This is a genomic window from Pannonibacter sp. SL95, assembly GCF_026672425.1.
Lineage (GTDB): Bacteria > Pseudomonadota > Alphaproteobacteria > Rhizobiales > Stappiaceae > Pannonibacter.
In genome coordinates, this window is sequence record NZ_JAPPRC010000006.1 from 551,477 (window position 1) to 563,786 (window position 12,310).

General features: G+C 61.8%; 9 protein-coding genes. 8 read left to right on the plus strand and 1 reads right to left on the minus strand.

Annotated elements, in window-relative coordinates; all coding sequences use genetic code 11:
- Positions 1-27: 27 nt before the first annotated feature.
- Together OVA12_RS19600 and OVA12_RS19605 are read left to right on the plus strand one after the other, a co-directional pair.
- A complete protein-coding gene (locus OVA12_RS19600) occupies positions 28-696 on the plus strand; it encodes a response regulator (protein WP_268140303.1) in 669 nt (222 codons plus the stop codon).
- Between the two features lie 187 nt (positions 697-883).
- Positions 884-3,286, plus strand: coding sequence for a putative bifunctional diguanylate cyclase/phosphodiesterase (locus tag OVA12_RS19605; protein ID WP_268140305.1), 2,403 nt, complete (start codon positions 884-886; stop codon positions 3,284-3,286).
- A gap of 47 nt (positions 3,287-3,333) precedes the next feature.
- Here the strand turns inward: OVA12_RS19605 and OVA12_RS19610 are convergent, their stop codons facing one another.
- Positions 3,334-6,858 carry a PAS domain-containing hybrid sensor histidine kinase/response regulator gene (locus tag OVA12_RS19610; protein WP_268140308.1) on the minus strand — a complete coding sequence of 1,175 codons (3,525 nt, stop codon included), beginning with the start codon at positions 6,856-6,858 and terminating at the stop codon, positions 3,334-3,336.
- Between the two features lie 205 nt (positions 6,859-7,063).
- Between OVA12_RS19610 and mscL the strand changes: the two genes are divergently transcribed.
- The 6 genes from mscL (at position 7,064) to OVA12_RS19640 (ending at position 12,225) form a co-directional block, all read left to right on the plus strand.
- A complete protein-coding gene (gene mscL, locus OVA12_RS19615; RefSeq protein ID WP_268140310.1) occupies positions 7,064-7,489 on the plus strand; it encodes a large-conductance mechanosensitive channel protein MscL in 426 nt (141 codons plus the stop codon).
- Positions 7,490-7,636: 147 nt separating this feature from the next.
- Positions 7,637-8,812, plus strand: a complete 1,176-nt coding sequence (locus OVA12_RS19620; RefSeq protein ID WP_268140312.1) for a pyridoxal phosphate-dependent aminotransferase — start codon at positions 7,637-7,639, stop codon at positions 8,810-8,812.
- A gap of 100 nt (positions 8,813-8,912) precedes the next feature.
- The gene (locus tag OVA12_RS19625; RefSeq protein ID WP_268140313.1) at positions 8,913-10,088 is read left to right on the plus strand and encodes a two-component system sensor histidine kinase NtrB; all 1,176 of its coding nucleotides are present in this window, start codon (positions 8,913-8,915) and stop codon (positions 10,086-10,088) included.
- Positions 10,089-10,136: 48 nt separating this feature from the next.
- The gene (locus tag OVA12_RS19630; protein ID WP_268140315.1) at positions 10,137-10,751 is read left to right on the plus strand and encodes a response regulator transcription factor; all 615 of its coding nucleotides are present in this window, start codon (positions 10,137-10,139) and stop codon (positions 10,749-10,751) included.
- Between the two features lie 136 nt (positions 10,752-10,887).
- A complete protein-coding gene (locus tag OVA12_RS19635) occupies positions 10,888-11,226 on the plus strand; it encodes a response regulator (RefSeq protein WP_268140317.1) in 339 nt (112 codons plus the stop codon).
- A gap of 282 nt (positions 11,227-11,508) precedes the next feature.
- The gene (locus OVA12_RS19640) at positions 11,509-12,225 is read left to right on the plus strand and encodes a Crp/Fnr family transcriptional regulator (RefSeq protein ID WP_268140319.1); all 717 of its coding nucleotides are present in this window, start codon (positions 11,509-11,511) and stop codon (positions 12,223-12,225) included.
- Positions 12,226-12,310: the final 85 nt, after the last annotated feature.

The following is a 12,310-nucleotide window of genomic DNA, read 5'->3' on the forward strand; positions in this document are numbered from 1 at the left end:
GAAGGCCACAAAAGGGGGCAGAGGGTTTTGGCAGATACCAGCTATCAGTTCATCATCGCGGATGACCATCCGCTGTTTCGCGGTGCGCTGCGCCAGACGCTCGAAATGCAGTACCCGGGTGCTGAAATCATCGAAGCGGGCGCGCTGGAGGATGTGACGGGGCGCCTCGAAAGTGTCGGCGACGTTGACCTGGTCCTGCTCGATCTGACCATGCCCGGCATGCGCGGCTTTTCGGGATTGATGTACTTGCGCGCTCAGTATCCGGCGGTCCCAGTGGTGATCGTGTCTGCCAATGAGGAAGCTGGCGCGATCCGCCGCAGCATCGAGTTCGGTGCGTCGGGCTTTATCCCGAAGTCGCGTGGCATCGATGTCATTCGCGATGCCATCGGAATTGTCATGGACGGCGGGGTCTGGACGCCGCCTGACGTCGATGTTGCAACGCCGGACGAGAGTGCCGACGTCGTGCGTCGCCTGGCGACACTCACGCCGCAGCAGGTCCGCGTTCTGATGATGTTGTCCGAAGGCCTGCTGAACAAGCAGATTGCCTATGAGCTGTCCGTCTCGGAAGCCACCGTCAAAGCCCATGTTTCGGCCATCCTGCAGAAACTGGGTGTTGAAAGCCGGACCCAGGCTGTCATCGCTGCATCGCGCATCGAGGCAGGCCAGTGGCAGATGGCAGTCGGCGACACGAACTGACACGGCAATCGGTCTTTAACGCCTCGTCTTTCCGTTGACGCGCAGCGAGACCAGCGCGCGTCAGCAGTGGCTTAACGTTTGTTTGCCATGACACTTTACCGGAGATTCATGTCACAGGCGTACACCTGACCTTGGGGAAATTGCGGAACCAGGGGGCTGCGTTACGGCGCGGTCGGGACGGGATGGCATGGTCAGTTTAAGCAGGAACGTTGCCGGGCTTCTGCGCCGCTTGCGCAACCTGGTACCGGACCCGGGCCTGCCCGGACATGCAGAGAGCGTGCTGGAGCGACAGGCGCTTCAGGTTGCCTTTGGCGGTTCGGCCGGAGATGAAACGCTGACACGCCGGGTGCATGCGGCCCAGGTCGGGGCCATTTTGCGCCTTGCGCCCTATACGTTCTTTGCCAATCTCTTCAACCTCGCCATCATGCTGTTTGCCTTCCTCGGTGCCATTCCGCTGGTTGCGGCACTGGTGTGGGCTGCCGCAGTGTTGATTGTGCTGTCGTTTGGCCTGAGGTCCTGGTGGCGCAGCCTGTCGACGCCTATCCTCGCTGCCTCGCCGAGGGCGCTGAAAGCTGCGACCTGGCACGCCAGCATTCTGGCCGCCCTCTGGGCCTGTGGCCCGGTTGGTCTGATGTTGACGGATGATCCGTCCAAATTCCTGGTGATCGCCTGCATCACCACCGGGATGATCTGCGCCGGTGGCTTTGTCCTTGCCACCATTCCGGCTGCAGCAATCGCCTGGGTCGCGATCATTTCGGCCTCAGCGGCGGTGACTTTGATCGCCGAGGGCACGTCAGTCACCCTGTCGATCCTGGTGCTGCTGGCAACCTATTGTCTCATCGTGGTGGGTTCGATCCTGTCGAACGCACGCCTGTTCGTGACCCGCTTCATGGTCGAGGCCGAGCTGCACAAACGCGGTGAGGTGATCCATCTGCTGCTCAACGATTTCGAGCAGTCCTCCAGCGACTGGCTCTGGGAAACCAATTCCGCCGGTGTGCTCCAGCGTGCATCGACCCGGTTTGGCGAGGTTTGTGGTCTGCCGCCGGAAGCCCTGCAGGGGCGGCGGCTCAGCGAGATGTCCGGTGGGGCGAAGGATACTGCCGGTGGCTGGCTGGTGCTGGCTGAACTCATGGAACACCGCCAGGCGTTCCGGGAACACCCTGTGCCCGTGAAGATCCAGGGTGAAGCCCGGTGGTGGGCGCTCACCGGCCGGCCCGCCTTCGATGATCGCGGCCGCTTCAAGGGCTATCGCGGCGTCGGCTCCGACATTACCGAGTCGCGCCGCGCGCAGGATCTTGTCACCTACATGGCCGAGCATGACGCACTGACGGGCGTCGGTAACCGCAACTGGTTGCTGTCGCGGGCGCAGGATGCGATTGCCGAGATCTATGCCGATGGGACCACGCTCAGCCTTCTCATGGTCGATCTCGACAACTTCAAGGCAATCAACGACACGCGCGGCCATCCGGTGGGGGATGAGATCCTGAACCGGGTCGCGCAACGGTTCCGCAAGGTTTGCGAGGGCCGTGCTGATCTTGCACGGATCGGGGGGGACGAGTTTGCGGTCCTTTATGCCTGTGCCAGCCGCCAGGAGAGCGAGACGCTGGCGCAGCAGCTGATCGACATTCTCAAGACGCCGATCACGACGGAACACGGTGGCCATGCGATTGGCGCGACGATCGGCATCGCCTGCGCACCACTGCACGCCGAAACAATCGAGGAACTGATGCGTGTCGCCGACATCGCGCTCTATCGCGCCAAGCGCGCCGGCCGCGGTCAGGCACTGTTCTTCGAAGTCGAGATGGAGCGCGAGGTTCGCGAACGTCGTGAGCTGGAAACCGCGCTGCGCTATACGCTGGAACGGGGCGGACTGTCGCTCGCCTTCCAGCCGATCGTGTCTGCGCGGTCGGGCGATGTGGTCTCCTGCGAGGCACTTCTGCGGTGGGATGACCCCGGCTTTGGCACCGTTCCGCCGTCCCTGTTCATTCCGGTCGCCGAGGAGGCGGGGCTCATCGTTCCCATCGGCGCCTGGGTGCTGCGTGAGGCCTGCCGCCGGGCGGTCGAGGCGGACAGCGGCATCGAGATCGCCGTCAACCTGTCGCCGTTGCAGTTCGCAGCCCCTGGCCTCGTCGAGACCGTTCGCCAGGCATTGACTGAGTCGGGCCTTGCCCCAGAGCGGTTGATCCTGGAGATCACAGAATCCGTGCTGATCCAGGACTTCGGTTCAACGGCCACCACGCTGGCAGAATTGTCGGCACTTGGCGTCCGCATTGCGTTGGATGACTTTGGTACCGGCTATTCCTCACTGTCCTATTTGCGGCAGTACCGGTTCGACCGGATCAAGATCGACAAGTCCTTCGTAGCGGAAATCGGCCGCGGCGGTGAAAGCATCGCCATCATCTCGGCCGTTATCATTCTTGCCCGCAGTCTGGACATGGAAGTAACGGCAGAAGGCGTCGAATCCGAATCCCAGGCCGAAATGCTGCGCCTGATGGGATGCGACACACTGCAGGGCTACTACTTTGGCCGCCCAGTGCCGGCGTTACCGGATCTGCGCCCCAGTCCACCAAGTCAGCTGGCCAGGGCCTGACCTTTTGCCTAGACCGGGCTCATCGCGCGAGCGAGGAAGTTGCCCGGCTATTCCGCTGGCGACAGCTCCGCACGGCTACGGGCCAGATGCGCCCGCAGGGCGGCGGGCTTTACGGGCTTGTTGATCAGGGCGATATCCCGATCCTGCGCTTCTGCACGCACTGGCCGGCTCCGGTCTGCTGTGATCAGCACCGCCGGAATGCCTGCACCGAATTTCCATCGCAAGCGGACCACGCAGTCGATGCCATTGCCTTGATCGAGGTGATAGTCGACGAGCATGATATCCGGCGCCCGCCCAACCTCGGCAATCCGCTCGGCCGCCTCGACATCATCGGCAGCGGTGATCGCACGGCAGTTCCAGCTCTCCAGCAAGCGCCGCATGCCATCGAGAATGTTGGGCTCGTTGTCGATCGCCAGGACAAGCAGACCGTCGAGCTGCCCTGGGGCGGGAACAGGCTCCGGTGCCAGCGTCGTCTGGGGCAGGGCTGCGGCGGTCGGCAACTCGACGGCAAAGCACGAGCCCTTGCCGCTGCGTGAGCGCAAGGTGACCGGGTGATCGAGCACCCGGCTGATCCGCTCCACGATCGAGAGACCGAGGCCCAATCCCTTGGCCGCGCGCATCCCCTCGTCCAGACGGTGGAACTCCAGGAAGATTGCTTTCTGCTTCGACGCCGGAATACCGAGCCCGGTGTCATGCACCTCGACAACGACGCGTCCAGCATGACGGCGGCAACCCACGAGCACCTTGCCGCGGCTGGTGTATTTCACGGCGTTCGAGATCAGGTTCTGCAACAGGCGGCGCAACAGGCGCCGGTCGGATCTGACCGAAAGCGAGGGAGCGACGAACGTCAGCTCCAGACCCCGTTCCTGTGCAACCGGCTCGAATTCCAGACGCAGGGCATGGAACAGTTCATCAAGCCGGAAGATTGTGTATTCGGGCTTGAGGGCCCCTGTATCAAGCCGCGAAATATCAAGAACGGCTCCGATGATGTCCTCGACGGACTCGAGCGAGGCCTCGACGTTGCGCACAAGATCGCCCACATCGCCTTCCTGATAGCGGTTGACCAGGACCGAGGCGTAGAGGCGCGCGGCATTGAGCGGCTGCAGGATGTCGTGCCCGGCCGCCGCCAGGAAACGCGTCTTGCCGATATTGGCTTCTTCGGCCGCATGCGTTGCCTGAACCAGCTTGTGGTTCACACGTGTCAGCTCTTCCGTTCGTTCGCGGACGCGGCGCTCCAGTGTCTCGTTGGCCTTGGCAAGGGCATCTTCCGCCATCACCCGTTCGGTGATGTCCGTAAACGTCGTCACGATGCCGCCGTCGGGCATCGGACTGATGCGGACCTCCAGCACGGTTCCGGACAGCACCAGTCGTTCCTGGAAGGTCTCCTGGTGGATGACCAGCTTGTCGAGCCGGTCGGAGACGATTGCCTCTGTGGAGCCGCCTGACAGTTCACCCCGTTCGGCGTTGAAGCGGATGATCGTGTCCAGCTGTGTGCCGACCTGGCCGTATTCGGGCGGAAGACCAAGCAGGTCGCGGAATTGGCGGTTCCAGCAGATGAGGCGCAGGTTGACGTCGAACACGCCGATGCCCTGGCGCACCTGGTCGAGCGCGGTTTGCAGGAGATCGCGGTTGTACTGGATCGCCTCGGAGGCGTCGTCCAGCAGCTTCATGGCTCCCTTGATGTTGGAGTCGCGCCGCTTGAGCATGAGCGACAACACCAATCGGGACGATGCCGCGCCAATGGCTGAGGCCAGCAGCTGCTCGGAGTATCGCAGCATCTGGGCATCGGCGGTCGCCGCGAGGTCCAGCGTCAGGCCGCGCTCCAGTGCATAGCGGTCAAAGGAGCGCTCGGTGCGTTCCACTCCAAGGTAGCGGGCGACAGTCGACTTGAGATCCCCGACAGTGACGTTGGTGCGCCACAGACGCAGCGATGGAGCTGGCAGGATGTCCGGCGGCACGAAGATGTTTGCCTGGAGCCTTTCAGCTGGCTCCGGTGTCCGGCTCAGGGAGAAGCCGATGTAGCAGGCGACATTGACCAGCAGGCTGAAAGCAACCCCATGCAGGAACGGGTCGGCGTCGATGCCGAACAGGGCCTGTGGCCGCAGCAGCTCCAGGCCGAACGGGCCGGCATCGAGAAATGTCTCGGGAAACAGGCCCGACCGGGCAAAGGTCGGCAGCAGCAGGGTGTAGAGCCAGAGACAGAACCCGCTGGCCATGCCGGCGATCGCCCCCCGCGCCGTCGCCCGGCGCCAGATCAGCGCTCCGATGAAGGCCGGAGCAAACTGGGCGATGGCGGCGAAAGACAGCAGGCCGATTGAGGAGAGGGCAGCCGTATCGCCCGCTGCCCTGTAATAGGCGTAGGACAGCAACAGGATAAACAGGATGGCGGCGCGTCTGGTGCGCAGCAGAAGACGGCTCATGTCCCTGGCTGGCGCGCCAGCCGCTTCTTCCTGCGCCCGGCGCCTGAGGATCATGGGAACGACGATGTCGTTTGAGATCATGATCGACAGGGCAACGGTCGCCACGATGACCATGGCCGTTGCTGCCGACAGGCCGCCGATGAAGGCAAACAGCGCCAGCAGGCCTTCACCCTTGGCGATAGGCAAGGCCAGCACGTAGGAATCGGCATTGACGCTCGCCGGCAGGGTCAACAGGCCGGCTGCGGCAATCGGCACCACAAACAGGTTGATCAGCACCAGATACAGCGGAAACAGCCAGGTCGCGCGGCGCAACTCCGCTTCCGAATTGTTCTCGGTAACGATCACATGGAACTGTCGTGGCAGCATCAGGACAGCAATGAGCGACAGCGTCGTCATGGCAATCCAGTTGCCGGTGTTGATCGGCTGCGCAAAGACCTTGGCCGTCTCCGGGTGCGTCGCGATCGCGGCGACAAGATCAAGCGGGCCGTCGTAGAGCTGGTAGGTCACCCAGATGCCAACCGCAAGGAAGGCAACCAGCTTGACGATTGCCTCAAGCGCGATTGCCAGCATCAGGCCTTCCTGGTGTTCGGTGGCGTCAATGTGGCGTGTGCCGAACAGCCAGGCGAAGCCGGCAAGACCAACAGCGATCAACAGCGTGATGTCGCCGAAGGACGTGATGAGGGAGGTGCCGTCCGGCGGACCAAAGGGGCCAATCATCGTCATGACGGACAGCGAAATCGCCTTTAGCTGCAAGGCGATGTACGGAATGATCCCGATCACGGCGATCACCGTCGCAACGGCTGCGACCGTCTGGTGCTTGCCATAGCGCGCCGCGATGAAGTCGGCGATGGAGGTGATCTTTTCCGTCTTTGACAACTGGATGATCCGCCGCAGGATCTTGTAGCCAAAGGCAAACAGGATCACCGGCCCGATGTAGATCGTCAGGAATTCGAAGCCGTTGCGTGTCGCCCCGCCGACGGACCCGTAGAAGGTCCAGGACGTGCAGTAGACCGAAAGCGACAGGGCATAGATCAGCGGGCGCCCTTTGCCACCGCGCCACAGGCGTGCGGTCCGGTCACCATAACTTGCTATCGCGAACAGCAGCAGGATGTATCCCAGCGCCGTCAGCGTGACGATCCAGCCATCCAGCATGGTCTGTTCGGTTGTCCTCTGTCTGCTTGAATGCCGGCCTGGTATCCGGCAGCACGCGTGATCCGACCACAGCGCAAAGCCCCTGTCCATTCGCCTTCAGGTGGGGGCTTCATAACGGCGATAAGAACATGTTAAATATTACACTGCAGCGAAGGGCGGTGCAGTGGGGCTGCCGCCCGCGAGAAGAACGCATGGAGCGGACATCATGCTGAAGGAATTCAAGGAATTTGCCATCAAGGGCAACATGCTCGACATGGCGATCGGCATCGTCATCGGCGCTGCCTTCAGCGCAATTGTCTCGTCCATGGTTGACGACATCATCATGCCGCCGATCGGTCTGATCCTCGGCAACGTGGATTTCTCCGAGCTGTTTCTGGTGCTGAAAGACGGCGCAACCGCTGGCCCCTATGCCACCGTTGATGCCGCCAAGGCCGCGGGCGCTGTGACCTGGAACCTTGGCCTGTTCATCAATGCGATCGTCAAGTTCACGATCGTGGCTTTCGCCCTTTTCATCGTCGTGAAGGGCGTCAACCAGCTGCGCCGGACCGAAGAAGCCAAGCCCGCAACGCCGCCGGCACCGAGCCGCGAAGAAGTGCTGCTGGGCGAAATCCGCGATCTTCTGAAGAAGTAAGCGGACGATCTGGTCTGTGATCCATCGCTTTGCGTGATGTGAGCTTCACGCAGTTTGACGTGTCACTGCGTACAAGGCTTTGTAAGATGACCAACGGGCCGGCCTTCGCCGGCCCGTTCCACATTCGGTCGTGCAAAAGGTGTCCCCGTGTCCCAGTCGCTTCTCTCCGCCCTGCGTGCTCCTGCCCGGGAGGCTCCGGAAAGCGGAATTGTCGAGATCGTGAATGCGGCAAGGGGACGCGGCGACCTGATCCCGCTCTGGGTCGGTGAAGGCGATTTGCCGACGCCCCGGTTCATCTGCGAGGCGGCCGAAACTGCGCTGAAGGACGGCGAGACATTCTACACCTATCAGCGCGGCTTGCCGGAACTGCGGCAGGCCCTCGCGGACTACCATGCCCGCGTCTATGAGCGGCCCTTTGACGCTGAACGGTTTTTCATTACCGGGTCCGGCATGCAGTCCATCCAGATTGCCGTGCAGATGATTGCCGGCAGCGGCGACGAAGTCCTCGTCCCGACGCCGTCCTGGCCCAACATTGCAGCGGCCGTCGGCATCAGCGGTGGCACTGCGGTGTCTGTGCCGATGAGCTTTGGCAACATGGGTTGGGAGCTGGACATTGACCGGCTGGCGGCTGCGGTTACTCCGCGCACGCGAGCGATCTTCCTGAATTCGCCGAGCAACCCGACCGGCTGGGTTGCCGACCACTCCACGCTGGCGGCCATCCTCAGCCTGGCCCGCAAGCATGGTCTCTGGATCATTTCGGACGAGGTCTATGGCCGCTTTTACTACGGTGAAGGCGGGCGCGCTCCGGCGTTCCACGACATTGCCGAGGATGGCGACCGCATTCTTTATGTGAATACCTTCTCGAAGAACTGGGCGATGACCGGGTGGCGCATCGGCTGGATTTCAGCGCCGGCCGAACTCGGCCAGGTCATCGAGAACATGGTTCAGTATTCGACGTCCGGTGTCGCTGCCTTCATGCAAAGGGCAGCCATTGCGGCGCTCTCTCCGCAGGGTGATGCCTTTCTTGTCGAGCAGATTGCTCGCGCGTCAGCAGGCCGGCGGATTGTCAGGGACGCGATCTCGCGCTTGCCCGGTGCGCGCTTTGCAGAACCGGAGGGGGCGTTCTACCTGTTCTTCGGGCTTCAGGATCACCCCGACAGCCGCGAGCTTGCGATGGCGCTTGTCCGCGAGACGGGTCTGGGTCTTGCTCCAGGATCTGCATTCGGCCCTGCGGGCGAAGGTTTCCTGCGTCTCTGCTATGCGCGCCGCGAGGACCATCTCATAGAAGGCACCCGTCGGCTCGCCGAATGGCTTTCGCATTGACGAACGCCTGACAGGTACGTTACGCAGTTTTCCGTAAGTGGCTGCAAGTCCTGCGGGATGGAAGACAGAGCCGCAGCTGATGCAGGCGGTGAGAGGCACGATGGCAGACGAACCTGCTCGGGGCGAAGAAAAGACCACTGAAGAGCCGGTCTGGACAGTCTCGGGCGCACGGCTTGAAAGCGTTCTCGACACCGCCGTCGACGGCATCGTCGTGATCAACGACAGGATGCAGGTTCTGGCCTACAACAAAGCCTGCGAACATCTGTTCGGATATTCCGTTTCCGAGGTCCTGGGGCGAAACGTCTCGATGATCATGCCGGCGCATTATGCCGCCGCGCATGATGGATACGTCCAGCACTATCTCGATACCGGTGAAAAGCGGATCATTGGCATCGGCCGTGAGGTGGCGGCTCGGCACAAGGACGGCACGGAATTTCCGGTCGAGCTGTCAGTCGGTGAAGCCGTGACGCCCGATGGCCGCCAGTTCATCGGCATCTTGCGTGATCTGCGTCCACGCAAGCAGATCGAGCGCAGCCTTGCTCAGGCACAGGCCCAGCTGGTGCACATGACCCGGATCAGCGCCATCGACGAGATGGGGGCCGCCATCGCGCATGAGCTGAATCAGCCGCTCACGGCCGTGCTTCTTTACCTGCAAGCCGTGGTTCGCAAGTCGCGGGACAAGTCGCTGCTGGATGCGCAGATGCTGGGCGTCATCGAAAAGGCCATGCGCGAGGCCGAGCGCGCAGGCGAGATCATCCAGCGCATGCGCCAGCTCGTTGAAAAGCGCGAGCCAGAGCGCAGCGACACGGATGTCGCGCCCTTTGCCCGATCCTGTGTCGAACTGGTGGAGCTCGGAAGTGCCGACAGTGGTGTGTCCTTCCAGGTCCGTATCGACCCGGACATGCCCTTGGTGTCAATGGATCCCGTTCAGATCCGCCAGGTTCTTGTCAACCTGCTGCGCAACGCCCGCGAGGCTGTATCTGCTGCGCCGGTCCGGCAAGTGAGCCTCCATGTGACCATGGATGAGGGGTACGCCGAGTTTCGCGTGGCGGACAGCGGACCCGGCGTGCCGAAGGAAGTCGTGCCCGAACTGTTCCGGGCTTTTTCCAGCCAGAAGCGCAAGGGGCTGGGATTGGGTCTCGCGATATCGCGGACGATTGCCCAAAATCACGGGGGTGACCTCGTTTTGCGACAAGCAGCGGGGAAAGGTGCGACGTTCGTGCTTCGCTTGCCCGTAGAATGTGGCATTGATAGTGCGCTGGCCCCGGATCAATAAGGGTAAGTGCGCAAGACCTTGATTCGCGAGTGAAAGGACCGAATGGCCATGAGCAACGCAAACTCGGATACAAGCCAGACCATCTATGTTGTCGACGATGACCCGGCTGTCCGCGATGCGCTCTCTGTCGTTTTCGAGATGGAAGGTTTCAACGTAACGAGCTTCGCCGATGGTGATGCTTTCATTGAGGCCGCCAACTCGCAGGTGCCCGCTTGCGTGATTCTTGATGTCCACATGCCGGGACGGTCTGGCATCGATGTGCTGAAGCTTTTGAGCGCCGAGCACTATGCCGCGCCCATCTTCATCATCTCCGGCCAGGGCGATATTCCGATGGCAGTCGAGGCCATCCGTAACGGTGCATTCGACTTCATCGAAAAGCCATTTGATGCCGACACCGTCGTCGAACGGATCCGCGAGGGCATCGCTGCGATGTCCAACCGTGCGCCTTCGAGCGAAAGCCATCCTGATTTCCCGGGAGCGGAGCTTCTGACCCGCCGCGAACGTGAAGTTCTCGGCAAGATCACAGGTGGCGCCTCCAACAAGGAAGCCGGCCGTGATCTGGGCATCAGCCCGCGAACCGTCGAGGTCCATCGGGCGCGCATCATGGAAAAGCTGGGTGCCCGCAACGCCGCTGACCTGGTTCGGATCGTTCTCGGACATTGAAGGGTCCTGACGGCGGGGAGAGGTTTCACCCCGCCGGTTCAAAAACTTCCTCGTAATAGTGCGTAGATCATTCCCGGCTGGAACGCTCTATACTCTGAGATGCCTGAAGATCGGGCGTAATGGAGTTCCGTTCCCCGTGACCGTACACATCATCGAAGATGATTATGGGGTTGCCGATGCGCTGGCAACGCTCCTCGGTGGTGTGGGCCATGATGCAATCTGCTATCCGGATGCCGAGTCCTTTTTCGAGGCGCCACCACCCCTCTCGCAGGACGTTGTGATCGTTGACCTGGGGCTGCCAGGACTGAGTGGCGTGCAGGTCGTGCGGTGGCTTGAGAAGCTCAAGACCCCCCCCCGCATCATTGTGATTTCCGGGCAATCCAACACGCAGATCAGGAATGTGATTTCCAAACTCCGGCCTGTGGTATTCCTGCGGAAGCCGCTTTCGGAAGATTTGCTTGTGCCTCATCTTTAAGGCGCCTCCGGGCGAGGACGTCTTTTTTCGAATTTCCCCTGTATAGCTGCGCAACATTGCCGCAGCGGCAAGACATCTCGCCTTCGTTTCTTGCCCGTTATGTAAAATACCTTACGCACTCGACCGGATTTTCCCTTTGCCCGGGTCCGTTTAGGTTCCCAATGTCAGCTATCGGGATCGTTTTGGCATCGGACGGGATGCACGAACATGGTTCGCAGGCAAACGGGTGGACGGACCCGCTGCGATTGTCCTGACTGGTCATGACAGCCATAGGAGGGCAGAATGGCTTATCTCGAACGTACCCCTGATGCAGATGTGGCTTATCGCGGTCAGTCGCTTGGCACTCGCAAGCCGGCTGAGGCCCAGCCGTCGCTATGCAGCTTCGGCGCCAAGACAGCGCAGTATCGCCCGCATGAGGTCGTCTATTATGAAGGCGATCCAGCTGATCGCATCTTCGAAGTGGCGCGCGGCACGATCATGCTGTTCAAGCTGTTGCCGGATGGTCGACGCCAGGTGGTCGAGGTGCTTCGCGCTGGCGACATCTTCGGTCTCCCCAACGGTAGCGAACAGGACTGCACCGCCGAGACGCTGACCGACGCCAAGGTCAATGCCCTCGATATGCACCAGGTCGAGTCCTCTCCGGCCATCCAGCGCCAGTTGACGCGCTGCCTGGTTGCGCAGATGCAGTCCCTGCATGAGCACGCGGTTCTACTCGGACGCAAGTCAGCGACCGAACGCGTCGCCAGCTTCCTGATGCATCTGGTGCCGGATCGCGGCACCAATGTCTGCGTCGGTCCGGTCGATGAGGCCAACGACAGCCGGCAGGTCAAGCTGCACATGACCCGGCAGGAAATCGCAGATTATCTCGGTCTTACAATCGAAACGGTCAGCCGCGTCATCTCCGACATGAAGCGCCGTGGCCTGATCAATGTGGAGCGCAACGACGAGATCCGCCTCAATCGGGTCTGCGCCGTTTGTCAGCTCACCGGAAGACACTGACCTTCAAAAAGCACAAAGCCCCATCGGTCAGATGGAGGGCCGGTTCCTTGAGGAGCCGGCTTTTCCGCGCTGGAGACTTGCAGCG